At 66.4% G+C, this 26586-nt stretch carries 18 protein-coding genes; 8 read left to right on the forward strand and 10 right to left on the reverse strand.

Translation table 11 applies throughout. The annotated features are described in order from the left end of the window. Positions 1 to 131 precede the first annotated feature (131 nt). The gene (locus ACVINW_RS14865) at positions 132 to 2900 is read left to right on the forward strand and encodes a ligase-associated DNA damage response DEXH box helicase (RefSeq protein WP_456751989.1); all 2769 of its coding nucleotides are present in this window, start codon (positions 132 to 134) and stop codon (positions 2898 to 2900) included. 63 nt (positions 2901 to 2963) lie between these two features. After that, on the forward strand, positions 2964 to 3635 hold the full coding sequence (pdeM, locus tag ACVINW_RS14870; protein ID WP_456751990.1) for a ligase-associated DNA damage response endonuclease PdeM: 672 nt from the start codon (positions 2964 to 2966) through the stop codon (positions 3633 to 3635). Between the two features lie 120 nt (positions 3636 to 3755). On the opposite strand, the gene ACVINW_RS14875 is transcribed toward pdeM, so the two are convergent. Continuing rightward, the gene (locus tag ACVINW_RS14875; RefSeq protein ID WP_456751991.1) at positions 3756 to 4619 is read right to left on the reverse strand and encodes a LysR family transcriptional regulator; all 864 of its coding nucleotides are present in this window, start codon (positions 4617 to 4619) and stop codon (positions 3756 to 3758) included. A 98-nt stretch (positions 4620 to 4717) separates the two neighbouring features. On the opposite strand from ACVINW_RS14875, the gene ACVINW_RS14880 reads away from it, so the two are divergent. Both ACVINW_RS14880 and ACVINW_RS14885 read left to right on the forward strand, forming a co-directional pair. Continuing rightward, positions 4718 to 5641 carry a DMT family transporter gene (locus ACVINW_RS14880; RefSeq protein WP_456751992.1) on the forward strand — a complete coding sequence of 308 codons (924 nt, stop codon included), beginning with the start codon at positions 4718 to 4720 and terminating at the stop codon, positions 5639 to 5641. A gap of 89 nt (positions 5642 to 5730) precedes the next feature. Then, positions 5731 to 7059: an NRAMP family divalent metal transporter gene (locus ACVINW_RS14885; RefSeq protein WP_456751993.1), complete on the forward strand. Its 1329-nt coding sequence runs from the start codon at positions 5731 to 5733 to the stop codon at positions 7057 to 7059. An 89-nt stretch (positions 7060 to 7148) separates the two neighbouring features. On the opposite strand, the gene ACVINW_RS14890 is transcribed toward ACVINW_RS14885, so the two are convergent. From ACVINW_RS14890 to ACVINW_RS14910, 5 genes are all read right to left on the reverse strand, one after another. Further along, complete coding sequence (locus ACVINW_RS14890; protein ID WP_456751994.1) at positions 7149 to 7931, reverse strand: TIGR02186 family protein; 783 nt, start codon at positions 7929 to 7931, stop codon at positions 7149 to 7151. Continuing rightward, a complete protein-coding gene (locus ACVINW_RS14895; protein WP_456751995.1) occupies positions 7928 to 8857 on the reverse strand; it encodes a sulfite exporter TauE/SafE family protein in 930 nt (309 codons plus the stop codon). The genes ACVINW_RS14890 and ACVINW_RS14895 overlap by 4 nt, the downstream gene beginning before the upstream one ends. Before the next feature lie 267 nt (positions 8858 to 9124). After that, complete coding sequence (locus ACVINW_RS14900) at positions 9125 to 9976, reverse strand: hypothetical protein (protein ID WP_456751996.1); 852 nt, start codon at positions 9974 to 9976, stop codon at positions 9125 to 9127. A 313-nt stretch (positions 9977 to 10289) separates the two neighbouring features. Beyond that, positions 10290 to 13820: a hypothetical protein gene (locus ACVINW_RS14905; RefSeq protein WP_456751997.1), complete on the reverse strand. Its 3531-nt coding sequence runs from the start codon at positions 13818 to 13820 to the stop codon at positions 10290 to 10292. Between the two features lie 277 nt (positions 13821 to 14097). After that, complete coding sequence (locus ACVINW_RS14910; protein WP_456751998.1) at positions 14098 to 14688, reverse strand: PadR family transcriptional regulator; 591 nt, start codon at positions 14686 to 14688, stop codon at positions 14098 to 14100. Between the two features lie 160 nt (positions 14689 to 14848). Between ACVINW_RS14910 and ACVINW_RS14915 the strand changes: the two genes are divergently transcribed. From ACVINW_RS14915 to ACVINW_RS14930, 4 genes are all read left to right on the forward strand, one after another. Then, entirely contained in the window at positions 14849 to 15256 is a 408-nt protein-coding gene (locus ACVINW_RS14915) for a nuclear transport factor 2 family protein (protein WP_456751999.1), read from the forward strand. Positions 15257 to 15474: 218 nt separating this feature from the next. Beyond that, complete coding sequence (locus tag ACVINW_RS14920; protein ID WP_456752000.1) at positions 15475 to 17262, forward strand: acyl-CoA dehydrogenase C-terminal domain-containing protein; 1788 nt, start codon at positions 15475 to 15477, stop codon at positions 17260 to 17262. A gap of 137 nt (positions 17263 to 17399) precedes the next feature. Further along, the gene (locus tag ACVINW_RS14925; RefSeq protein WP_456752001.1) at positions 17400 to 18608 is read left to right on the forward strand and encodes an acetyl-CoA C-acetyltransferase; all 1209 of its coding nucleotides are present in this window, start codon (positions 17400 to 17402) and stop codon (positions 18606 to 18608) included. 19 nt (positions 18609 to 18627) lie between these two features. After that, positions 18628 to 20841: a 3-hydroxyacyl-CoA dehydrogenase NAD-binding domain-containing protein gene (locus ACVINW_RS14930; protein ID WP_456752002.1), complete on the forward strand. Its 2214-nt coding sequence runs from the start codon at positions 18628 to 18630 to the stop codon at positions 20839 to 20841. Between the two features lie 514 nt (positions 20842 to 21355). On the opposite strand, the gene ACVINW_RS14935 is transcribed toward ACVINW_RS14930, so the two are convergent. The 4 genes from ACVINW_RS14935 to ACVINW_RS14950 all read right to left on the reverse strand — a co-directional run bounded on the left by ACVINW_RS14935 (position 21356) and on the right by ACVINW_RS14950 (position 26579). Then, on the reverse strand, positions 21356 to 21664 hold the full coding sequence (locus ACVINW_RS14935) for a hypothetical protein (protein WP_456752003.1): 309 nt from the start codon (positions 21662 to 21664) through the stop codon (positions 21356 to 21358). Between the two features lie 171 nt (positions 21665 to 21835). Next, positions 21836 to 23128 carry an HlyD family type I secretion periplasmic adaptor subunit gene (locus tag ACVINW_RS14940; protein WP_456752004.1) on the reverse strand — a complete coding sequence of 431 codons (1293 nt, stop codon included), beginning with the start codon at positions 23126 to 23128 and terminating at the stop codon, positions 21836 to 21838. After that, positions 23121 to 24905 carry a type I secretion system permease/ATPase gene (locus tag ACVINW_RS14945; RefSeq protein ID WP_456752005.1) on the reverse strand — a complete coding sequence of 595 codons (1785 nt, stop codon included), beginning with the start codon at positions 24903 to 24905 and terminating at the stop codon, positions 23121 to 23123. The genes ACVINW_RS14940 and ACVINW_RS14945 overlap by 8 nt, the downstream gene beginning before the upstream one ends. A gap of 99 nt (positions 24906 to 25004) precedes the next feature. Then, a complete protein-coding gene (locus tag ACVINW_RS14950; RefSeq protein ID WP_456752006.1) occupies positions 25005 to 26579 on the reverse strand; it encodes a hypothetical protein in 1575 nt (524 codons plus the stop codon). Positions 26580 to 26586: the final 7 nt, after the last annotated feature.

Genomic DNA, 26586 nt, shown 5'->3' on the forward strand with positions numbered 1-26586 from the left:
GGGAGAGATGGATTGCTTCGTCGCTTCGCTCCTCGCAATGACGGCGGCGAGGAGTAGGGAGATGCTCCTGCCACCTGCCGCCATCTCGGCCGACCCTCGACGAAACCGCTTGAACCGCCTACCTGTTGGGCGTGTCGACGCTTGATCTCTTTTCCGTCCTGCCGTCGGAAACGGCCGACCTCTTGCCGCGCCGGTTTCGCGACTGGTTCGCCTCACGCGGCTGGTCGCCGCGCGAGCACCAGCTCGCGCTGCTGGCGAAAGCGCGTGAGCAGCGTTCCGCGCTGCTGATCGCGCCCACGGGCGCAGGCAAGACGCTGGCGGGGTTCCTGCCGACGCTGGTGGAGTTGAGCGGGGAAGGCGGAGAGAGAGACGGAAAGTTTTTGCCGGATACTCGATCGCCACCTCCCCCCTTGCCGGGGAGGTCGACGCCCGTCGACGCGCAATCGCGCGTCATAGGGCGGCGGGAGAGGGGTACGCCGCTTGCTCCGAACGATACGGCCTACCCCTCTCCCCAACCCTCCCTCGCAAGGGGGGAGGGAGCCCCGCCAGCGAGCGCTGCGGAGCCAAGAAAGACGCTCATCTCCACCGGCCGCGGTCTCCGCCGCTCCAGCGGGCTGCACACGCTTTACATCTCGCCGTTGAAGGCGCTCGCGGTCGACATCGCGCGCAACCTCGAGATGCCGGTTGCGGAGATGAGCTTGCCGATCAAAATCGAGACTCGCACCGGCGACACGCCGGTGTCGCGGCGGCAGCGGCAACGGCGCTATCCGCCGGATATCCTGCTCACCACGCCGGAGCAACTGGCGCTGCTGCTCGCCTCCGACGACGCGCCGTTCCTGTTCTCGTCGCTGAAGCGCATCGTGCTCGACGAGCTGCATGCGCTCGTCACCTCCAAGCGCGGTGATCTGCTCTCGCTCGGTCTCGCGCGGCTCTGGACCATCGCGCCGCAGGCCCGTGCCATCGGCCTCTCGGCGACGGTGGCCGAACCCGAGCAGCTCGCGCGCTTCCTGGTGCCGCAGCCGGGCGGCGAGAACGCATCCGCCGACGTCGTCACCGCCGGCGGCGCCGCGCCGCCGGTGGTCGAGATGCTCGACACGCGGGAGCGGCTGCCGTGGTCCGGCCACGGCGCGCGCCACGCGCTGCCCGAGGTCTATGAGCTGATCAAGCGCAACAAGACCACACTGGTGTTCGTCAACACCCGTAGCCAGGCCGAGATGCTGTTCCAGGATCTCTGGCGCATGAACGACGACGGGCTCGCGATCGCGCTGCATCACGGCTCGCTCGACGTCGCGCAGCGCCGCAGGGTCGAGGATGCGATGGCCGCGGGAAAACTGCGCGGCGTGGTCTGCACCTCCTCGCTCGACCTCGGCGTCGATTGGGGCGATGTCGACCTCGTCATCAATATCGGCGCGCCCAAGGGATCGTCGCGGCTGATGCAGCGGATCGGCCGCGCCAACCACCGCTTCGACGAGGCCTCGCGCGCCGTGCTGGTGCCGGCCAACCGCTTCGAGGTGCTGGAATGCGCCGTCGCGATCGATGCCATCGCCGAGAATGCGCAGGACACGCCGCCGCTGCGCACCGGCGCGCTCGACGTGCTGGCCCAGCACGTGCTCGGTTGCGCCTGCGGCAAGCCGTTCCTGTCGGACGAACTCTATGATGAGGTGAGGACCGCGGCGCCTTACGCAGCGCTGTCGCGCACTGATTTCGACGATGTGGTCGACTTCGTCGCGACCGGCGGCTACGCGCTGAAGACCTATGAGCGTTTTGCGCGGATCAAGCAGGACAAGCAGGGCCGCTGGCGCGTCACCAATCCGAAGGTGCGGCAGAGCTACCGCCTCAACGTCGGCACCATCGTCGAGGACACCATGCTGAAGGTGCGGCTGGTGCGCTCGCGCGCCGGCGGTTCCGGATCGACCGGGGCGATCGCCCGCGGCGGCCGGATGCTCGGCGAGATCGAGGAGGCCTTCATCGAGGGCCTGGTGCCCGGCGACACCTTCGTGTTCGGCGGCGAGGTGGTGCGCTACGAGGCCCTGGTCGAGGACCAGGTCTATGTCTCCCGCGCCAATGATAAGGATGCAAAGGTGCCGTCCTACATGGGCGGCAAGTTCCCGCTGTCGACCTACCTCGCCGAACGCGTCCGCAAGCTGCTCGACAACAGCCGGGCCTGGAAGGCGCTGCCGGATCAGGTGCACGACTGGCTGTCATTGCAACGAAAATTCTCGCGGGTGCCTGCGGTGCATGAGCTGCTGGTCGAAACCTTTCCGCGTGGCGGCAGCCACTATCTGGTCTGTTATCCCTTCGAGGGACGGCTGGCGCACCAGACGCTCGGCATGCTCTTGACGCGCCGGCTGGAGCGCGCCCGCGCCCGTCCGCTCGGCTTCGTCGCCAATGAATACGCGCTCGCGGTCTGGGGCGTCGGCGATCTCTCCTTCATGATCCGGCACGGCAAGCTCGATCTCAACGCGCTGTTCGATCCCGACATGCTCGGCGACGATCTCGAGGCATGGCTTGCGGAATCCGCGCTGATGAAGCGCACCTTCCGCAACTGCGCGATCATCTCGGGCCTGATCGCACGCCGCTTCACCGACGAGGAGAAGTCGCGCCGCCAGGTGCTGTTCTCGACCGATTTGATCTACGACGTGCTGCGCAAGCACCAGGCGGACCACGTGCTGCTGCGCGCCGCGCGCGGCGATGCCGCCACGGGATTGCTCGATCTCCGCCGCCTCGGCGACATGCTGTCGCGCATCCATGGCCGAATCACCCACAAGGATCTCGACCACGTTTCTCCGCTTGCCGTCCCCGCGCTGCTGGAAATCGGCCGCGAGTCAGTTTATGGCGAAGCATCCGACGAGCTTCTGGCCGAGGCGGCCGAGGAACTCGTGCGGGAGGCGACATCCTGACGCTGGCATTCTGGGGAGCGGGACGTGATGGCAAGCGCGCTGGCTTTGCGAGACGGTGACGACATGCGCGTTGCGAGGGTCACGGTGGCGGATGTCGGCTTCGTGGCGGATTGCTCCGGCGCGCTGTTCTGGGAAGAGCAGCGCCTGCTCGTGGTGTCCGACCTGCATCTGGAAAAAGGCTCGAGCTTCGCGGCCCGCGGCGTGCTGCTGCCGCCTTACGACACGGTGGCGACACTGAGCCGGCTCGCCGCCGTGATCGCGCGGCACGACCCGCGCCAGGTGATTGCGCTCGGCGACAGCTTTCATGATCGCGATGCGCATGCGCGCCTGTCGGAGCCGGATCGCGAAGCGCTCGCGGCACTCCAGATGCGGCGAAACTGGATCTGGATCGCGGGCAATCACGATCCGGCGCTGCCGTCCAGTCTCGGCGGCATGGTTGCGACCGAAGTTGCGATTGGCCCGATTGTGTTCCGTCATGAGCCGACCGGCGCGTCCGGCGAGATTGCCGGTCACCTGCACCCCAAGGCGCGGGTGCCGACCCGCGGTCGCTCGATCGAGCGGCGCTGTTTTGCCAGTGACGGCGAGCGCGCGGTGATGCCGGCGTTTGGCGCCTACACCGGCGGCCTCAGTGTCCGCGACGCGGCATTCGCGCGGATCTTCGGATCGTCGGGCTTCATGGCCCATGTGCTCGGCGACAACCGCGTGCATGCGTTCGTGGCGTCGCGGTGTTATTGAGCTCACTTCGTCATTCGGGGGCGCGCGAAGCACGAGCCCGGAATCCATTTATCCGGGTGATGCGGCATGATGGATTCCGGGCTCTCGCTTCGCGAGCCCCGGAATGACGGTGAGTAAATCCTACGCCGCCTTCGCCTGCACCGTCTCGCAATATTCCGCGAGCCGATCCGCCAGCCGCAAGGTCGCGGGGCGGGCTTCGGGGGCAGCGACGAGGGCGACTTCGGTCCGCTCGATCGGGGCAAAGCCGTCCTTCGCCGTCAAGACGCGGTGCTCGGCCTGGATCGACATCTCCGACAGAATGCTGAGCCCGAGGCCCGCGGCGACCGCGGCCTGGATGCCGGCGAGGCTGGAGGAGGTGTAGGCCATGTGCCAGTTGCGGCCTGCGCTCTCCAATGCATGGATGGCGTGGGCGCGATAGAGGCAGCCCGAGCCGAAGCCGATCAGCGGCACCGAGCCGATCGTCGTGTCGCGCGGGTGGCTCTTGCTCGTCACCCAATGCACGCGTTCCGGCCACACCGCGATGCCGCCTCTCTCGCTGGCCGCACGCTTGATCAGCGCGAGGTCGAGGTCGCCGCGCTCGAGATCGCGGTACAAATACAGGCTCTGGCCGGAGCGCACGTCGAGGCGCAAATTCGGATGGCTGCGCGAGAAGGTCGCGAGCAACCTGGTCAACCGGTATGCGGCAAAATCCTCGGTGATGCCGATCCGGATCGCGCCTTCGCTGCCGGGGCGCGACACCACATCCCGCGCCTCCTCGGCGAGCGCCAGCAGCCGCCGCGCATAGGTCAGCAGCTGATCGCCGGCCTCCGTCGGGGTGACATCCTTGCCGCTGCGGATCAACAGCGGCTGGCCGACATCCTCCTCCAGGCGCTTGATCTGCTGGCTGACCGTCGATTGCGTGCGGTGGACGCGCTCGCCGGCGCGGGTGAAGCCGCCGGCATCGACCACCGAGACGAAACTGCGCAACAGCTCCAGGTCGAGCATCGCAGCCTCTCCATTCATAAATCCACTGGATGCCAGTCTATCATTTAATTTCCAAATATCAAGGCGGCGGCCTAGATCATGGGCGAAGGAGAAATTCCATGTCCGCCGCATCCTCGATTGCCGCCCCACGCGCCCGCTTTAACACCCTGCCGCTCTTGATCGCGCTGTTCTGCCTGCTCTGGAGCTACGCGTTCGTCGCCGGCAAGATCGGCGTCACCGATTGTCCGCCGCTGATCCTGCTGGCGGCGCGGTTCTCGCTCGCCGGCGTCCTGATCCTCGCGATCTCCTGGCTGCGCAGCGACAAATGGGATCTCAGCTGGCGCGACGCGGCGGTGTTCGCCGTGATCGGCGTCGCCAACAACGCACTCTATCTCGGCCTCGGCTACACCGGCCTCAAGACCGTCTCCGCCGGGCTCGGCGCGCTGATCGTCTCGGCTAACCCGGTGTTCACCGCGATGCTGGCGGCGCTGTTGCTCGGCGAGAGCATGACCTTGCGCAAGGTGGTTGGTCTCGTGCTCGGCATCGTTGGCGTTGCCTTCATCGTCTGGCATCGGATCAAGGTCGGCAGCGACAGCCCGCACGGCATCCTGTTCACGCTGGCTTCGCTCGCCTCGATCGTCGCCGGTACCATCCTGTTCAAGCTGCTGGCGCCGAAGGGCAGCCTGTGGATCGGCAATGGCATCCAGAACATCGCCGGCGGCCTCGCGGTGATGCCGTTCGCCTTCACGTTGTCCAGCGTCAGCGACATCGTACCGAGCATGCGCCTTGCCGGCGCCTTCGCCTTCCTCGTGCTCGGCGGCTCGATCCTCGCTTATCTGCTCTGGTTTCATCTTCTGAAAGTGTGTGGCGCGACCGCCGCCAGCGCCTATCACTTCCTGATGCCGCCGCTCGGCATGCTGTTCGCCTATCTCGTGCTCGGCGAGCATGTCGAATTGCGCGACCTGCTCGGGATCGTTCCGGTCGCGCTCGGCATCTATCTGGTGACCCGCCCCGCGGCCGCCGCAGCGCCCAAGTTCGCCTGACCCGCGCGTGCGACGGCCAACAGGTCCCCGGTTTCATCATAGGAACCTTGGCGGTATCCGGCTCGTTGTCGCGACGGCCGGAACCGGGCATGACGCAGCACAGAAAGACCTCGCGAAGGCAGAATGGCAAATCCGCCGACAAGGCGGCGCAGCGCCAGCCGTTCAGCGTCCGCAACATCCTGAAGACGCTCGGCCCCGGCCTGATCACGGGGGCCTCCGACGACGATCCCTCGGGGATCGGCACCTACAGCCAGGCCGGCGCGCAACTCGGCTACGGCATCGGCTGGACCATGCTGCTGACCTTCCCGCTGATGACCGCGATCCAGGAGATTTCCGCGCGGGTCGGCCGCGTCACCGGCCATGGCATCGCCGGCAACGTCTGCAGGCACTATCCCGGCTGGCTCCTTGCTCTGGTGGTGTTGCTGCTGTTCATCGCCAACACCATCAACATCGCCGCCGATCTGTCGGCGATGGCGGACGCGACCAGGCTGCTGATCGGCGGTCCGGCTATCGTCTATGTCGTGCTGTTCGGCGTGACCTCGGTGGCAGCACAGATCTTCATGAATTACCGACGCTACGTCGCGGTGCTGAAATGGCTGACGCTCAGCCTGTTCGCCTATGTTGCGGCGCTCGCCTTTGCCAAGGTGTCGTGGACAGAGGTGCTGGCCGGTGTACTGCTGCCGCGCGTCACCTGGAGCGCGGACTATTTCACGACCATCGTCGCGATCCTCGGCACCACGATTTCGCCCTATCTGTTTTTCTGGCAGGCCTCGCAGGAGGCCGAAGAGCAGCGGGTCGATCCCAACAAGCATCCGCTGATCAGGCGGCACTACGGCGCACAGCGCGAATTCTCGCGCATCCGCGCCGACACCATCACCGGCATGGCCTTCTCCAACCTGATCGCGCTGTCGATCATCGTCACTGCCGCGGCCACGCTGCATGCGACCGGCAAGACCGACATCCAGACCTCGGCGCAAGCCGCCGAGGCGTTGCGCCCGATCGCCGGACCGTTTGCCGAAGTGATCTTCGCGCTCGGCATCGTCGGCACCGGCCTGCTGGCGATCCCGGTGCTTGCCGGCGCGACGGCCTATGCGGTCAGCGAGGGACGTCGATGGCCGGTCGGACTGGCGCGCAAGCCGAAGGAGGCGATCGCGTTCTATTCGGTGCTGGCGCTGTCGGGCGGCATCGGCATCGCGCTCAATTTCACGCCAATCGATCCGATCTCGGCACTGTACTGGAGCGCGGTCGTCAACGGCGTGCTTGCGGTGCCGGTGATGGTGCTGCTGATGTTCATGGCCCGCCACAAGGAGGTGATGGGCCGCTTCGTGATCGGCGCGTGGCTCTACTGGCTCGGCTGGCTCTCGACCGGCGCGATGGGGCTCAGCGTGATCGCAATGGGGATCGGATTCCTTCTCTAATCTTGCCTCTGGTCTGTAGGTTGTGGAGCGAAGCGATTACCCATCAATTCTGCGGCAGCACGCTATGCCGGTCCACCCAACCTGCGCGTCTAATCTTTCCTGAACACGATCGAGGCCATCCAGCCGGTCATCAGCGCCATGAACGCGGTGACGAGGCCGTAAAACAGACCGTTCTGCCGCGCGGTGGTGGCGACGAACTGTTCGAAGCCGATCTTGACGATCTCGAACGCGCTCTCGGTCTTGGTCACCAGCGCGCCGTCGGAGAACAGCTTGATCTCGACATTGTAGGTGCCGATCGGCACCTCGGCCGGCAGCGGAATGCCGGTGCGGAACAAGGTCGGCGTCAGGAACGTCACCGCCGAGGTCGCCTCGCGATACAGGCCGTGCTCGGAGCGCAGCCGGACGAAGGCGCTGCGGAACGGATCGTTCGGCACCACGTCGGCAAAGTCGGGCCCGACCCGCTGCATCAGCAGCACGTTGTTGAGCCCGAGCTGCTGCCGCCGCTGCACATCCGGCGAGGCGATCTGGTCGAACGGGCGATTGGAGAACAGCGCGAGATAGCCGGGGACTTGCAGGAACTGGCGCGAGTCGGTGTTGATCCAGATCCCGAATCTACGCTCCTTGCGCCGCGTCACCATGTCGGCGCGCGGGCCGGACACCGTGACCACGAGATCGTAGTTCGTGCGATTGGACGGCGTCTTGTCGTCCTTCTCCACCGAGCCGAACAGCACGAGCTCGCCGCCGGAATAATTCGGCGTCACCGTGACGCGGTGGTTGGAGACCGACACGATCAGCCGCTCGGCATGAGCGGGCGCCGCCGCCAGGGTGGCGACGATGAGGCCGATGGTCGCAAGCGGCGCGTAGAGCCTCATGGCGGGGCTCCGCCGGTTTCGCGGATGCTGTAGGGGTCCTGCGGCCGGATCACCAGCTCGACGGCAAAGCGGATGCCGACCGCGAGCACCAGGAGGCCGAGCAGCAGGCGCAGGTGCTCGCCGCGGATCTTCTGGCCGGCGCGGGCGCCGAACTGCGCGCCGGTGACGCCGCCGATCATCAGGATCAGCGCCAGCACGGCGTCGACCAGATGGTTGGTCACCGCGTGCAGCAGGGTGGCGAACACCATGGTGACGAGGGTCAGCACCATCGAGGTGCCGATCACCGTCGAGGTCGGCACCCGCAGCACATAGATCATCAGCGGCACCAGGATGAAGCCGCCGCCGATGCCCATGACCGCGCCGATGAAGCCGATCACGAGCCCGACCACGACCACCGGGATGACCGAGAGATAGATCTTGGAGCGCTTGAAGCGCAGCTTCAGCGGCAGGCCGTGGATCCAGCCGTGGCTGCCGGGCTTGCGCAGCGCGACCGGGCGGCCGCCGCGGGCACGCAGCATCGCGCGCAGGCCTTCCCAGAACATCAGCCCGCCGACCGTCGTCAGCAGGATGACGTAGGACAGCGCGATCATCAGGTCGAGCTGGCCGAGCGAGCGCAGGAAGGTGAAGGTCCAGACCCCGAGTGCGGTGCCGATCGTGCCGCCGACCAGCAGCACGGCGGCCAGCAGCGGGTCGATCGCCCGCCGGCGCCAATAGGAGATCGCGCCGGAGAACGAGGAGGCCGCGATATGGCTGGCGACGGAAGCCACCGCGACCGCGGGCGCGATGCCGACGAAGATCAAAAGCGGCGTCATCAGGAAGCCGCCGCCGATCCCGAACATGCCGGAGACGAATCCGACCGCCGCGCCCATCGCCAGGATGAGGAAGACATTGACCGGGATGTCGGCGATCGGGAGGTAGAGCTGCACGCGCGTCGCTTCTTGTCGGTTCGCCGCATGCTGGGGGCGCAAGGCCGCATCACGGCGTGATGTCGTTCGGGTCGGGCATTCTCCGGCTGAACGAATCCGGTCGGCGCGCAAGACGCAGGCGAACGCGGGTCGATTGCCGCAGTCCTGCATAACCGATATCGGCGGAGGGAGGGACTAAAGATTCCGTCTCGGACGGCATTTTTCGCCGCACCTGCTCGTTGGGCTGCGCACGTGGTTGATAATTCAGATTAATGACGTGGCGTTGGCTCAGGGCCGGTCGACCGGCTTGGTGATCAAGTTGAGCGCGAGCGCTTCCTTCGGGCTCAGCCAGCGGATATCCGAGGTCTGCGACATCGCCTCGACGATCCCGGAGGCGACGCCCATCTTGGTCATGTAGCCCAGCACCATGCCCTGGATGCGCTGCGCCTCGGCGAGCGGATCGCTGACCGGTGCGCTGGTCGTGAAGCGATGCACGCCGAGCCGCGAGCCTGCAATGCCATAGCGGGTCACACCGCCGGCATAAACCAGGACGCAGGCGCTGGCGCAGGCGGCGGGCCGGAGTCTGCCCGTGGCATCGGCAGTCGCCACCGCAGTGACAAGCCCGTGCGAGCGGATCACCTCGCCCATGATTGCGGCCTGGTTCAGCGCACCGCCCGGCGACGACAGCAGCACCGCGTCACCCGGCGCGAGCCGCGCCTCGTTGAGCCGGTCGCGGAGCCAGCTCGCGCTGGCCGAGCCGATCTTGCCGCTGATCGCCAGCGCCCGCCGGCCACGGCCCGCCCCGTCAATGTCGGCGTCGGGGATGACAGCTGACGTCATGCTCGCTGCGATATAGGTCTCGCGCCAGAAGTCCCAGGCGCCCGGACGCGACAGGTCGCGATAGGCCTGGATCGCGACGCTCGACAGCAGCAGCATGAAGATGATGATGGACGGAAACGAGAACCGGAAGTTGCCGCGCGGCGCTGCCGTGCTCCCTTGCGGAGACCGAGACGGCGAGGACGGCGGATCCTTCGGGCGCGCGGCAAACGGGGACGGGGTCTGGCGCGGCGGCGCGACGCGGGGACCGGTCGGCGACGAACGGTGCCCCGTTCCATCCTCCTGACGATCGTCGACAGACAAGCCTGACCCTCCGGAACGCGTGCGCAATCGGCGCGCGACTGCGCGCCTGTCTACACGGCGGAAGGGCGGACGGACAAGGCAGCGGCGCCGTCAAGGCATTGCGACTCTTGTCGTCCTAGAGCCTTTCCCGTTCGATAGATCGGAACGGGGCTCAAGACTCTTGTATTGACGCGTTTTCTTCACGCGAACCGGTATCCACTTCGCTCGAAAACACTCGGCATGATCCGGAAAAGTGCGAAGCGGTTATCCGAAAAGATCATGCTCAAACAAAGGGCTAGAGCGCGATGACGATTCAGCTAAATCTCATCGCGCTTTAGTGCGCGGGAGCGGCGAGTGCCGCGGTTCGCTTCGACGGTTGCCTGACGGGCTTTGCCGCCGCGGGCTGCGCGGGGGCGCCGTCCCAGCCGCCGGCCGGGGCCGGCACGTTGACCGCATCGCTCGGCTGCGGCTCGGGGGTGAAGGTCTGGATCGCAAGCTTCGCGGCGGCCAGCGACTGCGGGTCGAGCCGCTTGGCGATATCGTCGCGCTTGTGGCCGGCGTCGGCATCGCCCTGCGCGGCGGCGAGGCTGAACCATTTGAAGGACTCGGCGAGGTTCTGTTCGACGCCGATGCCGCGCGCATAGAGGATGCCGAGATTGACTTGGCTGTCGGCGACGCCGCGATCGGCCGCCTTGCGGAACCATTGCGCGGCGCTCTTGTAGTCGGCGCCCTTGCCGCCGCCATCGGCGTCGAGCACGGCGAGGTTATGCATCGCCTTGGCGTTGCCGCGCTCGGCCGCCTGCACGTAGTAGCGCCGCGCCACGTCGAAGTCGCGCTTCACGCTGAGGCCCTTCTCGTAGAAGGTGCCGAGCCGGAACATCGCCGGCACCACGCCGGCCTGCGCCGCGCGGCCATACCATTTGGCGGCCTCGTCGACATTCGCGGCCACGCCCTTGCCCTCGGCAAAGCGGACGCCGACCTCATAAGCCGCGGCGGCATCGCCCTTGATCGCGGCGCTGCGCAGCGCCGGACCGCCGATCGCGTCGGGCAGCTTCTCGCCGGCCGGAATCTGGACCAAGGCAAGCTTGCCGCCGAGCGGCGGCGCGGTCGGAATCGAGCCGGTGATGTCGCTACTGGCGGCGACCGGTGGCGCCGCGGCCGGCTCCGGTGCCGCGGAAGGTGCGAGCGCCTGAGGGATCGTCACCTGCGCGCTGTCGAGCGTGTTCGGCGCCGCCGTGTTGTTGGACTGGCGGCCAAGCGGGGTCGGCGAGGTCATCGACGGTCCGGGCGTGCCGGACGGCATAGCCGGTGCGGGGGCGGGTGCGATCGAGTTCTCGGCAGGCGGCTGCGCGGAGGGCGCGGCCGGCTCGCTGTGCTCGATCGCCGGCACCTGCGGCGCCGAACTGGTGTCGAGCAGGTTCATCGCCATCTTGACGGTCGAGAGCAGGATCACCACCACGCTCGCGCCGACCAGCAGCGAGCGGATCTTGGAGGTGATGCTCGAAGGCTGTGCTTCCGGCGCGCCAGTCGCCGAAGCGCCGGTCGCGGGGGCGCTGGCCTTGGCGGCAGCAGCCTTCGCAGCCTTGTCGGCCTTATCCTTGGCCTTGGCGGCGGCCTTGTTCGCTGCGCGCGCCGCCTTCTCGTTGACGGGTTGCGCGGCGGCGGCCTGCGCGGCGCGGCGCGCGGCGGCGATGAAGCTCGAAGTCGAGACCGGCTCTTTCTTGCCGGCGGGGAGATCAGAGATCGCGCGCTCGGAATCCGCGATCCGCTCCGACGGCGATGACATGCGGCCCGAGGGGCGCGTGCCTGGCTCGAGCGGATGATCCGGCGGCAGTTCCGGCGCGATCGCGGTGCGTGCGGACGCCGCATGCGGTTCGAGGATCTCGCTGATCGCGCGCGGCGGCAGCGGCGGGGGGGCGGTCTCGACCGGCTGCGCGGCATGGAATTCGCGCGGCGCGGACATGAAATGCTCCTGCGCCAGCGCAGGATTGGGCAGTTCGGGCCGGTACGATTCAGGCTGGTGGGATTCGGGTCTGGGCTGCGCGGTCGGCTGCGGCATCGCCGCGCGCGGCGCTTCGATCCGCGGTTCTGCATAGGCAGGCGCGGGGGGAGCCGGCGGCGGCGCGGTGCGCACCGTGCGCAGGTCATTCTCGATCATCGCCAGCCGATCGACGACATGGCCGAGCGTGCTGTGCACAGTCTCCAGCGAATCCTGGGTGCGGCGATCGGTCTCCGACTGGCTGAAGCGGATGTCGGACAGTTCGCGCTTCACCAGATCGACGATGCCGCTGTCCATCATCGGCTGCGGCGAGGAGGCGTTGATGTTGCCGCGGGCGGCGTCGGCGAGCGAGGCGATGTGGGCGTGCTGCGCCTCGAGGTGCCGCATGATGTCATGCAGCCCTTCCTCGACCCGGCCGAGATTGCCGGAGCGCTGGTCGGCGGACTCCAGACGCTCGAGCAGATACGAGACGCGCTGCTCGAGATGGGTGAACGCCGATGAGCTGTCGTTGCCGACCTGCAAGCGGTCGATCCGCTCCGACAGGGTGCGCATCGCGCTTTCGATCGCGTCGGTATTGTCGGCGCCGGCCGGCCGCTCGCGGCCTTCGAGCGAGGAGGCCAGCGCGGCAATGCGCTGCTCGATCGCGGCGAAAGCATCGCCGTGAGTTTCGGCGCGCGACATCTGCGACAGCTGGTCGACCTTCGCCGACAGCGCATGCACGTCCCCGGAAAGCTGCAACAGCGCGTCGTTGGAGGCGACGTTGGAGACGATGGCGCGGAGTGCCGCGATCGCGCTCTCGAGCTGACGCACCATCGACGGATCGTCGTTGGCGCGCAGGATCATGTCGAGCTTGGCACCGAGATTGCGGATCGCCTCGTCGTAGCCGGTGAGCTGCTCGGCGGGCGTCAGCGTGCGCAGCGCCTCGCGGATTTCCGACAATGCGCGTTCGACGCCGGCGATCGCCTGGCCCTGGCCGTTGCTGCCCTCCCGGCGGATCTCGTCGATCCGGTGATGCAGCGAGCGGACTTCGTTCTCGATCGATTCGATCGCCCGGCGCGGCATCGCCTCGGTGATGGCCTGGCGGATTTCCGCAAGCTCGCCACGGAAGGCCGCGATCGATTGCTCGATATGGTCGGGTCGCTGCAACGCCTCAATCTGGCTCGTGATCTTGAGCAAATAACGCTCGAGCGAAGAGAAGTCGGGGCCGGCCGACGCAGGCGGCGGCGCGTAGGCGGCCATCGGCGGCGCGCTGGGCGGCGGCATCTGCCGCGGGGCCGGGCCATCGAGCTCGTTCTGGCGTGCGGCGATTTCCGCGATCGCGGAATCGAACGACGCCGGGCTCAGCGGCGGCGAAGGGCGATAGACCTGCGCGGCAGCGCGCTCCACCGCCTCGGTCTGGCGCTGCCATTCCTGCTGCTGGCGATCCGGCATCTGCGGCTCCCGCTGCATCTGCGCTTCACGCACCGGCTGGGGCTGCTGTTCGCGCGGCGGCTGCGGCCGCGAGATTTGCGACAGCCGCGCATCGAGGCGCGAAATCGCATCGTTCAACTGTCGTGCGACGGCGGGCTGGCCCCGCGGCACTTCGGCGCGCACGGTTTCGGCGCGCGTCAGCGGCTTTGCGATCTGTTCGATCTGGCGGGTGATTGCGTCGAGCCGCTGGTGGATATCGGCGACTTCGCGGCTTTCCCGGCTCGGCATCGGTTGCCGTTGCTCGGAGGCGGTGCGCCAATCCGGCGGGCTCGGTTCGCCGACGGTGGAATTGAGCCAGTCGTTGAGCGGCATGCCGGCACGGCGCGCAGCCGCCTCGGCCCTTTCGCGGACGGAGGGATCGATGCCGTCAACACTCCACGATACGCGCGAATTCATGATTCCGTCCGGTCCCGACTCCGGCGCCATACTCTGCGCCCGCAGCCTCCCCGCGCATTCCCGTTAAGAGACAATCGAATTCTGCGCTGGTCGTCTGCTTCAGCTGCTGACTTTTTCCCGTCACGGTAAATAACGGGTTAAGGAATGCAGCCGACGGGCCTTAAAGTTAGGGAATTGCGGAACCTGTTGCGCCGGATCAGGACAGGCCTTTCGTTTCCGGGCAAGCGGATTCCGCGGGGTGCGCCGGCGCGCGCAAAAGCCAAACTTGCGATTGTTTCTAGCCGTTGCTTTCGCGCTTGCCGTCGTCGAGCGGCAGCACATTGTTGCTGCGGCCGGACATCGCCGACAGCGCGTCGAGCGCCTCTTCGCACCATTCCACCACCATGCGCTCATGGCGCATCCCAAGGCGCAGGCTGAGCATCTTGCCGACATCGGCCGGCGGCGCGGTGCCATCGGGGAAGCGCTTGTTGAGCAGGCGCTCATAGCGCTCATAGCGGTCGCGGTGATGTTCCAGCCGCGCCATCAGGTCGGTGCGCAGCGGCTCGATGTCGACGCAGTCGAGCGCATAGAGCCGAACCAGCAAATCGTCCTTGATCGAGGGCGGAACGCTCGGCCGCGCCGCCCAGTGCTTCAGCGCCGCGCGGCCCTCGGCCGTCAGCGTGTAGACCAGCTTGTTGGGCTTGCCGGATTGCACCACCTCGCGGCCCTGGACATGGCCCTTGTCGCGCAGCCGCGAGAGCTCCCGGTAGATCTGCTGATGGTCGGCCTTCCAGAAGAAGCCAATCGAGGCGTCGAACGTCTTGGCGAGCTCATAGCCCGTCATCGGACGTTCCGTCAGGCAGGCGAGGATTGCGTCACCGAGTGCCAACGCCCACCTCCATCTCAGTTCCCGAATCGGCCATTCCCGAGTTCGCTTGACTTTATGCGTTACTGTGCATATGCGTCAATATGCATATGGCGATCGGCGCACCGCCTTGTCGCCCGCGACCGATGTTCAGGCTTCCAACCCCGCCGCAGGAGACGTCCGAATGAGCAAGCCGGGCCTCGACAAGTGGTACGCCTATGTGAAATCCCACGACACGTCAGTGCTGTGGGATCTGCTGCATCCCGACGCGGTGTTCGAAAGTCCGGTCGTGCACACGCCGCAACGCGGCCGCGACATCACCTTCAAATATCTCACCAGCGCCGCCAAGGTGCTCGGCGGCCCGACCTTCAGATATCTCGGCGAGTGGCGCAACGATACCGGCGCGGTGCTCGAATTCGAGAACGAGATCGACGGCATCAAGCTCAACGGCGTCGACATCATCACATTCGACGGTGACGGCCGGATCACGCATTTCAAGGTGATGACGCGTCCGCTCAAGGCGATCAACCTGCTGCATCGGATGATGGGCGAAGAGTTGATGAAGCAGAGCGGCGCAACGTCGCAATCGTAAAGCATGATCCGGAAAAGTGCGCAGCGGTTTTCCGAAAAGATCATGCTCAAACAAGGAGCTAACGCGCGATGACGGTTCAACCCAATCGCATCGCGCTTTAGTCGCGTTAGCACCTGCCGCGGACCTGCCGAACCGGATAAGGTCCGCTGCAACAAACCGAAGAACAAGCTGCAGAGCGTCGGCCGCAGATGCGGCCACGAGCCAGCCGGGAGATCAGCATGCCAACCTACAAAGCCCCCGTCGAAGACGTCAGCTTCCTGTTGAACGACGTTTTCCAGATCGATCGCTACGGCAATCTTCCCGGCTTTACCGATGCGTCGGCCGATGTGCGCGAGGCGATCCTCGGCGAAGCCGCCAAGCTCAGCGAAGAGGTGCTGCAGCCGCTCAATCGCGCCGGCGATCTCGAGGGCTGCAAGCGCAATGACGACGGCAGCGTCACGACGCCGAAGGGCTTCAAGGACGCTTTCAAACAGGTTGCCGAAGGCGGCTGGCTCGGCCTGTCGGCGCCGGCGGAGTTCGGCGGCCAGGGCCTGCCGGTGACGCTGTCGCAGGCGGTCAACGAATTCCAGATCTCCGCCAACATGGCGTTCGCGATGTATGGCGGGCTCACCATGGGCGCGACCGCGGCGCTCTTGGTGCACGGCTCCCCCGAACAGAAGAAGACCTATGTGCCGAAGATGGTCGCCGGCGAGTGGACCGGCACCATGAACCTGACCGAGCCGCATTGCGGCACCGATCTCGGCCTGCTCCGCACCAAGGCGGTGCGCCAGGCCGACGGCAGCTTCAAGATCACGGGCACCAAGATCTTCATCTCCGCCGGCGAGCACGACCTCACTGAGAACATCATCCATCTGGTGCTGGCGCGGATCGAAGGCGCCCCGGCCGGCATCAAGGGCGTCTCGCTGTTTGTCGTGCCGAAGGTGCTGGTCAACGCCGACGGCTCGCTGGGTGCGCGCAACGGCGTCAGCTGCGGCTCGATCGAGCACAAGATGGGCATCCACGGCAACTCGACCTGTGTGATGAACTACGACAACGCCACCGGCTGGCTGATCGGCGAAGAGAACAAGGGCATGCAGGGCATGTTCGTGATGATGAACGAGGCCCGCCTCGGCGTCGCCGTGCAGGGCCTGGCGCAGTCCGAGGTCGCCTACCAGAACGCGGTCGCCTATGCGCGTGAGCGCCTGCAGGGCCGCTCGCTGACCGGAGCGAAGGAGCCCGAGAAGCCAGCCGATCCGATCATCGTGCATCCCGACGTGCGCCGTACGCTGCTCACCATCCGCGCCTTCAACGAGGCGGCGCGCGCCATGGTGGTGTGGACCGCGCTGAAAAGCGACGTCGCGCACCGCTCCAACGATCCCGGGGATCGTCAGGCGGCGGACGATCACATGGGCCTGATGACGCCGGTGCTGAAGGGCGTGCTGACCGATACCGGGTTCGCCAACACGGTGTCGGCGCAGCAGATGTTCGGCGGCCACGGCTATATCGCCGAGCACGGCATGGAGCAGTTCGTGCGCGATGCCCGCATCGCAATGATCTATGAAGGCGCCAACGGCATCCAGGCGCTCGACCTGGTCGGCCGCAAGCTGCCGCGCGACGGCGGCCGCGCGACGATGGCGTTCTTCGGCGAGGTCACGGCCTTCGCCAAGGAGCATGGCGCCGACGAGGCGATGAAGCCGTTCATCGCCCCGCTTTCCACCGCGCTCGGCCATTTGCAACAGGCCACCGGCTGGCTGATGCAGAACGCGCTGACCAAGCCCGACAATGCCGGCGCTGCCGCGACCGATTACATGAAATTGTTCGGTCTCGTCGCGCTCGGCTACATGTGGGCGAAGATGGCCAAGGTGGCGCTGGACAAGGCCGCCGCCGGCGCCACGCCCTACCTCACCACCAAGCTCGTGACCGGCCGCTTCTTCATGGAGAGGCTGCTGCCGGAAACCGCCGTGCATCTGGCCCGGATCCAGAGCGGCAGCGCCACCACGATGGAACTGGCCGCGGAAGCGTTCTGAAGCGTTTTCTGGCGAAGTGGACACCGGTTCGCATGAAGAAAACGCGCCAAACAAGAAAGCCTTGAAAATTGCCGCCGCATTGCTGCGGCGGCGCTTCCTTCCGTATATATTATGATCCTCATATCAAGGAGGGCGTCATGCCTGAGGCATACATCTACGATCACGTTCGTACCCCGCGCGGCCGCGGCAAGGCCGATGGCGCGCTGCACGAGGTCACCGCACTGGCGCTCGCCACCGTGCCGCTGCAGTCGCTCAAGGAGCGCAACAATCTGCCCGAGGATTCCGTCGACGACGTCGTGCTCGGCGTGGTCGATCCGGTCGGCGAGGCCGGCTCCGACATCGCCCGCTTCGCGGCGCTGAACGCCGGCCTCGGCCAGAAGGTGCCGGGCGTGCAGATCAGCCGCTTCTGCGCCTCCGGCCTCGACGCGGTGAACTTCGCCGCGGCCCAGATCATGAGCGGCCAGCATGAGCTCGTGATCGGCGGCGGCGCGGAATCGATGAGCCGCGTCGGCATCGGCGCCTCCGGCGGCGCCTGGCCGATGGATCCCTCGATGGCGGTGCCGGCCTATTTCATGCCGCAGGGCATCTCGGCCGACCTGATCGCGACCAAATATGGTTTTTCGCGCGATGATGTCGACGCCTATGCGGTGCAGAGCCAGCAGCGCGCGGCGAAGTCCTGGGATGAAGGCCGCTTCAACAAATCGGTGGTGCCGGTCAAGGACGTCAACGGCCTGACCATCCTCGCCAAGGACGAGCACATGCGCCCGACCACGACGATGCAGTCGCTGGCGCAGCTGCAGCCGTCATTCGCGGCGATGGCGGCGATGGCCGGTTTCGATGCGGTGGCGATCCAGTCGCATCCCGAGGTCGAGAAGGTCAATTACGTGCATCACGCCGGCAACTCCTCCGGCATCGTCGATGGCGCCGGCGCGGTGCTGCTCGGCAGCAAAGAGGCGGGCGCCAAGCACGGCCTGAAGCCGCGGGCGAAGATCCGCGCCTTCGCCAATATCGGCTCGGAGCCGGCGATGATGCTGACTGGCCCGGTCGACGTCACCGAAAAGCTGTTCGCGCGCTCCGGCATGAAGAAGTCGGACATCGACCTGTTCGAGCTCAACGAAGCCTTCGCCTCGGTGGTGCTGCGCTACATCCAGGCGTTCGACATCGAGAATTCGAAGATCAACGTCAATGGCGGCGCGATTGCGCTCGGCCATCCGCTCGGGGCGACCGGCGCGATGATCCTCGGCACCGTGCTCGACGAGCTCGAGCGCACCAACAAGGAAACCGCGCTGGTGACGCTGTGCATCGGCGGCGGCATGGGCACCGCCACCATCATCGAGCGCGTCTGAGGCGAGGGGAGCGAGCAACATGGCTTACAAGAATTTCAAGTTCGACGTCGATGGCGACGGCATTGCGCTGGTCACCTGGGATATCCCCGGGCGTTCGATGAACGTGTTCGACGAGGTCTCCACGCAGGAGATCGGCGAGATCATCAAGCGGACGACCAGCGATCCCGCGATCAAGGGCGTCGTCATCACCTCGGCCAAGGAGGCGTTCTGCGCCGGTGCCGACCTCTCGATGCTCGAGGGCATGAACCGCGCCTACGCGCAGCTCTTCAAGGAGAAGGGTGAGGAAGCCGCGAACCAGATGCTGTTCGAGCAGAGCCGCCAGATGTCGCTGTCGTTCCGCGCGATCGAGACCTCGGGCAAGCCTTGGGTCGCCGCGATCAACGGGCTTGCGCTCGGCGGCGGCTTCGAGATCACCCTGGCCTGTCACTACCGCGTCGCAGCCGAGAACCCGAAGACCCGGCTCGGCCTGCCCGAGATCAAGGTCGGCCTGTTCCCCGGCGCCGGCGGCACCCAGCGCGTGCCGCGTCTCGTGCAGCCGGCGGATGCGATGCAGTTGCTGCTCAAGGGTGAGGCCGTCGATCTGACGCGTGCCAAGGCGCTCAATCTGATCCACGCCGTGGTGCCCACGGCCGATCTGATCAAGGTCGCCAAGGACTGGATCAAGGGCGGCGGCAAGGCGGTCGCGCCGTGGGACGAGAAGGGCTTCAAGCTGCCCGGCGGCCTGGTGTTCTCGAAGGCCGGCATGCAGATGTTCCCGGCTGGCAACGCGATCTATCGCCGCGAGACCTACGACAATTATCCGGCCGCGCGCGCCATCATGAGCTGCGTCTATGAAGGCCTGCAGTTGCCGATCGACACCGCGCTGCGGGTCGAGTCGCGCTACTTCACCAAGGTGCTGCGCTCGAAGGAAGCGGCGGCGATGATCCGCTCGCTGTTCCTGTCGATGCAGGAGCTGAACAAGGGCGCGCGCCGTCCGGCCAATGTGCCACCGACCAAGGTGAAGAAGCTCGCCGTGATCGGCGCCGGCTTCATGGGCGCCAGCGTCGGCTATGTCTCGGCGCAGGCCGGCATCGACGTCGTGCTGGTCGATCGTGACCAGGAAAGCGCCGACAAGGGCAGGGGCCACGCCAAGACCGTGGTCGACGGCCTGATCGCCAAGGGCCGCATGAAGCAGGAGGCCGCCGACGCCATCCTGGCGCGGATCTCGGCGACGGCAGATTACAACGTGATCTCGGACTGCGACCTCGTCATCGAGGCGGTGTTCGAGGATCGCAAGGTCAAGGCCGACACCTATGCCAAGGCGCAGCCGCTGCTGAAGCCGGACGCGATCTTCGCCTCCAACACCTCGACCCTGCCGATCAATTCGCTGGCCGAGGAGTTCAAGGACCAGGGCAAGTTCATCGGCATCCACTTCTTCTCGCCGGTCGAGAAGATGATGCTGGTCGAGATCATCCTGGGCAAGAACACCGGCGACGTCGCGCTGGCGACCGCGCTCGACTATGTCCGCGCGATCGGCAAGACGCCGATCGTGGTGAACGATAGCCGCGGCTTCTTCGCCAACCGCTGCGTGATGCGCTACATCTCCGAGGGCAATGAGATGCTGCTCGAAGGCGTGCCGCCGGCGATGATCGAGAACACCGCCAAGATGGCCGGCATGCCGGTCGGGCCGCTGTCGCTGCAGGACGAGGTCGCGCTCGATCTCGGGCTGAAGATCACCAAGGCGACCGAGGCCGATCTCGGCCCCAACGCGATCGACCAGGCGCAGAAGAAGCTAATGGTCGAGATGGTCGAGAAGCAGGGCCGCTTCGGCCGCAAGAACGGCAAGGGCTTCTACGACTATCCCGAGAAGGGCAAGGGTCAGAAGAGCCTGTGGCCGGGGCTCGCCAATCTGCAGCCCAGGCAGCTCGATCCCGACACGCTCAGCGTCGAGGAGTTGAAGCAGCGATTCCTGGTGGTGCAGGCGGTGGAAGCCGCGCGCACCGTCGAGGATCACGTCATCACCGACGTGCGCGAGGCGGATGTCGGCTCGATCCTCGGCTTCGGCTTTGCGCCGTTCACCGGCGGAGCGCTGTCCTATATCGACTTCATGGGCACCAAGAACTTCGTCGCGCTGTGCCACGCCTTCGAGAAGAAGTACGGTTCGCGCTTCACGCCGCCGAAGCTGCTCGAGGAGATGGCGGCCAAGGGCGAGACCTTCTACGGCCGCTTCCCGCCGAAGAAGCAGGCGGCGTAAGCGCCTCTTCACTCCCTCTCCCCGTTCTCACGTCGTTCTCACGGGGAGAGGGTTGAGGTGACGGGCCGTCTCCGCATATCGGGTCAGAGCTGCGTTCGCCGAGGCTCCCCCTCACCCGGAACGCATCTGACGATGCGTTCCGACCTCTCCCCGCACGCGGGGCGAGGTGATGCCGCGTTCCGCTGCTCGACCTAAAGCAAAGTCATCGAACTCCAGCGTGCGACACGATCAAGCGGGTCATCGATCCGACTTGATCCTGTTGCGCTACGGTCACGGCGGTCAAAGTCCCGCCACGCTTGCTCTCCACTGGCACCACGCTGCTGGCATCACTCTTGCTGGTCGATCGAAGACGATCAGCAAGACGACGATCGGGCTGGGGTGTCCTGCAATGCGTTCTGTGCTCAAGGACAGTGCCGCTGAGGCCGCGGGCAAGCGTTTCTTCTCGCTCTCGCCGCCGTCACGGCTTATTCCGCTGCGGTTGCGGCGCAAGGGCCCGTCGTGGATCGGCCTGATCCTATTCGTTCTGGCCGTGGACCTTGTGCTCGCCGCGGCGGCCTGGAATGCCGTCGATTTCTTGCGCAATTGAGCCGTCATTCTCGGGCAACAGCAAAGCGCCGGCGAGATAGGCGATCTGGTTGAAGGCGAGGCAGGCGACGACGATCGGGCCTCCGCTGGCAAAGGCGTAGCCGTCGGATTGGAGCACGATGGCCGCGAGCACCGCGATCAGCGGCGATACCAGCATCAATGTCCAAACCCGAAAGCAAAAACTGGTGGCCAACCCAACGAGCGTGCTGGCCGATAAAAGCATCAAGGCGATCGTCACAGTTTCAGACCAGTTGGAGCGGAGGGCGCGCCGCAGGTCATAGTCGGTCAGTTGGATCGCACGAACAAGGACAGCTACGCCCTCAGCCGGAAGTGCACCGACTTAGTCTTAACCGGTAGAATGCGGATTAAATTCGATTTGTTCCAGCGCGTGCTGAAATGTTTGCACTGCTCATTTCTCCCTGAAGGCGCGGTGCACCTGGTCCGCCAGCGGCTTCATCAGATAGGACAGCACCGTCCGCTCGGTGGTCGGGATGAACACCTCGACCGGCATGCCCGGCAGCAAATGCGTGGTCGCGAGCTTGTTCAGCTCGGGTCGCGGAATCGCAATGCGCACAAGGAAGTAGGTCGGAGCCGTCTTGTCGTCTCGCGAGACGTCGGCGCCGATCCGGCTGACCTCGCCCTCGATCTCCGGCGTGGTGCGCTGATTGAAATTGGTGAACCGCAGCACGGTCGGTGCGCCCAGCTTGACCTGATCGATATCCTGCGGCGCAACATGAGTTTCCACGATCAGATTGTCCTGGTCGGGCACGATGGTCATGATGGTCTCACCCGCGGCAATGACGCCGCCCTGGGTGTGGATGGTCAGGTCGTGCACCACGCCGGCCTGCGGCGCGCGGATCTCGAGCTTTTCGGTCTGGTCTTTCGCCGTGACCTGCTTCTCGATCATGTCGGCATATTTGGCGCGGATATCGGCGAGCTCCTTGGCGACGCCAGAGCGGAAGTCCTGATCGACCTGCAGGATCTTCAACTCGGTTTCCGAGATCTTGCCCTTGGCCTGCGCGATCGATGCGGTGAGCTGACCGCGTTCGCCAAGCAGCCGCGCCGAGTCGCGTTGAAGCGCAGAAAGGCGGGACAGCGAGACCAGGCGCTGCTCCCAGAGCTGCTGCACGCCGGTCAATTCGTGGGCGATCAGGTCGGCTTCCTGCTTCTTGGCGGTCAGTTGATCCTGCATGCCGCTGATCTGCTCCCTGAGCTGCGCGATCTGCTCCTGCAATTGCCGCTTCTGTCCGTCATTGGCGTCCCGGCGCAGCTGGAAGAAGCGGCGCTCGCCCGAGATGACCGATTGTGCGGCCGGATCGCGGCTCGACGCCACGCTGTCAGGGAAGGCGATCTCGGCATCGCCGTCGCGCTCGGCCTGTAGCCGGGCCCGCCGGGCCTCAAGCTCCCACAGGCTCTTGGTGACCGCGGTCAGATTGGCCTGCGCGACGGTTTCGTCCATCAAGATCAAGAGATCGTCCCGCGCGACATGGGCGCCGTCTTCGACCAGGAGCTTCTTGGCGACGCCCCCGGAGGGATGCTGCACCTTCTTGACACTGGATTCGACGACAAGCGATCCCTGCGCGATGATCGCGCCCGACATCTTGGTGGCGGCGCCCATGATGCCGATGCTGGCAACGAGGAAGATCGCGGCAATCGCAACCGCCAGAATATGGTGATGAACCGATTGCCGGGCGCTAGGCATCTTGCCGGGGCTCCACCTGCTTCTTGCGCCGGCGGCGCACCGGCGTTGCAGCCGGGGCAGAAGGCGGTGACGGCTGTTGCGCCTTCGCCGTCAGCAGCGGCAGCACCGCTGCCGTGGTGCCGAACGCGTGCATGCGCCCTTCGTTCAGCACCAGCATGTGGTCGACCGCTTGCAGCACCGCCGGCCGATGCGCGATCACGACCACGATCCCGCCGCGGGCGCGGACCCGGGCGATGGCGCGGATCAGCGCGCGCTCGCCCTCGGTGTCGAGGTTCGAGTTCGGTTCGTCGAGCACGATCAGGAACGGATCGCCGTACAGCGCCCGCGCCAGTGCGATGCGCTGCCGCTGGCCGCCCGACAGCATCAGGCCGCCATCGCCTACTTCGGTCTCGTAGCCGTCAGGCAGCCGAAGGATCAGCTCATGCACATCGGCCTCGCGTGCGGCGGCGATCAACCGGCCCGAGTCGGGCACCGCCGCGAAGCGCGAAATGTTCTGCGCCACCGTGCCGCGAAGCAGTGCGACGTCTTGCGGCAGATAGCCGATCGATGGGCCCAGCGCGAGCGGGTCCCATTGCGCGAGCGTGGCGCCGTCGATCCGGATCACGCCGCGCGCCGGAGCGCTGACGCCGACCAGGGCGCGCGCCAGGGTGGATTTGCCGGAGCCGCTCGGTCCGACCACCGCGACCGCACTGCCGGCGCGCAACCCGAAGCTCACCTCGTGCAGCACCACCGTGCTGGTTCCCGGCGCCGTCAGGCTGAGCGAGGTGACGCGGATGTCATGCTTCGGCGCAGGCAATGGGGTCGGCGGCAGTGGTGCGGGCACCGCGGCCAGGGCGTCGGCAAGCCGGGCAAGGCTGGCGCGCACCGAAATGAAGCTGCGCCAATTGGCGATCGCGAGCTCGATCGGCGCCAGCGCACGGATCGACAGGATCGTGGCGGCCAGCATGACGCCGGCGGTCGCCTGCTGGTTGATCACGAGCCAGGCGCCGAGCGCCAGCACGCCGGATTGCAGGATCGTGCGCAGCAGGCGCGAGGTGCTGCCGAACGTGCCGGTCAGGTCGGAGGTTACGCGCTGCGCCTCGAGATAGGCCTTGGTGCGGTCCGACCACAATTCGGCCATCCGCCGCCGCATGCCGAGCGCATGCACGACCGCAGCATGGTGGTATGCGGTCTCGGCCATTTGCCACCGCGAAGATGCGAGCGCGACCAGCGACCGCGCCGGCGTGCGCGTGAACAGCTCGGCGCCGACCGTGATCAGCGCCAGTGCAATGGCGCCACCGGCCACCGCCAGTCCCATCAGCGGATGAAACAGCGTGCAGACGATGATGTAGAGCGGAGCCCATGGCAGGTCGCAGATCGCGATCAGTCCGCTGCCGGCGATGAAACCCCTGATCGTGTCGAGATCGCGCATGGTTTGCAGGCCGTCGCTGTTTGGACGGCTGAGGGCGGTGTACTGGACGCTGTCGAAGACGGCGGCGCGCATGCTCTCATCGAAGATCTCGGCAATGCGCGCCAGCAGCCTGCTGCGGAGCATGTCGACGCCGGCCTGGACCAGCAGCAGGGTCAGCGCGATCAGCAGCAGCCCAACCAGGGTTGCGATGCTGCGGCTCGGCAGCACGCGGTCGTAGGTCTGCAGCATGAAGATCGGCCCGACCAGCATCAGGAGATTGACCAGCCCGCTCGCCATCGCGGTCGCAATCAGCGCGCCGCGCAGCGCCAGCACGGCATTGCGGATCTCCGCCGGCAGCGATGAAAACCTTTTGCCCTGACCGATCATCTCGCCCTCGCGGATGTTCGAGCCGTGATGCCCAAATCGATTGGTGAGGAAGCTCGCGGAAGCGCGGCGGGATCCGCGCTTCCGCGAGGCCTTGCGGCGTCAGAGTATATGCGTGCCGTGGCTATGGAGGATGCCGTGATCGCCGGCCAGCGGCGCCGGGATCAGGTCATGCACGTCCGAATCGATGTCGACCGGAACGGACACGGGCGCGTTTGCGGTGTTCCCGGATGCGATATTGCCGCCGAGCAGATGGCCGAGATTCACGCCGCCAAGCACATTGCCGGTCAGTCCATCGGCACCGGTGCCGCCCAGGCTCGGGACGTTGATACCGCTCGCGCCGGTCAACGCGCCGAGGTCGAGCAGCTGCGGACCGTGCTGGCCTACGTCGACGGCGTTGACCTCGATCGTGTGATGGTCGCCCGATGTCGGCGCGGCCAGGACGTTGATCGCGTTTCCGTTCGTCTGCTCCGGGCCCACGTCGACCTCGGCGAGGTGACCGGTGCTGGAGCCGGAAAGGTTGCCGAGCAATCCGCCCAGCAGCCCGCCATCACTAGCGTTGTTGCCGCCATTGATACTGAGCAGCGGCAGCGTCTCCACGTCGTGCAGCACATGGCCGAGCAGGCCCGTCACCGGGCTTAGCGGGCCAGTGCCGCCGAGCACGGAGCCGACGCCGTTGTCGCCGAGCACTGACCCGACTATGCCGGTGCCGCCGAGCAGCGATCCTGCGCCTGCATCTCCGAGCACAGAGCCGACGATGCCATCCACTGCATGGATGGCTTCTGTCACCGGCGCGAGTACGCCGGTGGTGCCGCCGAGCACGGATCCGACACCCGTCTCGCCAAGCAAGGAGCCGATCACGCCGTCCACCGTCTGAACGACGCCCGTCACCGGGGCGGTCGCGTCGGTGCCGCCGAGCAGCGACCCGAGGCCGGTATCGCCGAGCAGGGAGCCGACAAGCCCGGTATTTCCGAGCAGCGAGCCGACGAGGCCATTGTCTCCGGTCAGCGATCCGACGACACCGTCGACCGAGTGGACGATGTCATTGAGATCGCTGCCGACCTCGGTCAGCACCGTGCCGAGCCCGCCGCCATCAAGCACAGGCACGTTGAGGAGATCGGTCAATAGGTTGGTGTGGCCGTCGGCTGCGGGCGTGGGAATGCCGATCTCGCCCAGGCCGATCGTTGCGGCGAGGCCGGTCACGTCGTGCACGAGATCGCCCACTCCGGTCGCCTGGCCGACTGGATCGAGCACACCAGTGTTGGTGTCGTTGACCGCGCCGTTCACAGCCGTGAGCACCGGCTGCAAGATGCCGTCATTGCCGGCAAGGTTGAGGCTGCCGTCACCGCCGACTATGCCGCCCAATCCCGGTAGTCCGGGGTTTCCGGTTTGGCCAGGCGGCGTCGTGGTGCCGCCACCGCCGGTATCCGAGCTGCCCCCACCACTCCCGGTATCCGAGCCGCCGTCGCCACCGGAAGCCTGCGATCCCGTCGAGGGTGTACCGGTGCCCGAGCCACCTTGTTGAGGCGGTGTCGTGTCGCCTTGCGACGAAGTGGTGTCCGATCCCGTGGGCTGACCCGTTGCACCGGAGTCGGACGTTGTGGCGGCGCTGTCGCCGACCATGCCGCCCATGGCGATGTATTGGTCACGATAGGCGTCGCGATCAGAGGTAGTCATACGCTTC

The sequence above is a fragment of the Bradyrhizobium sp. USDA 4461 genome (assembly GCF_054055655.1).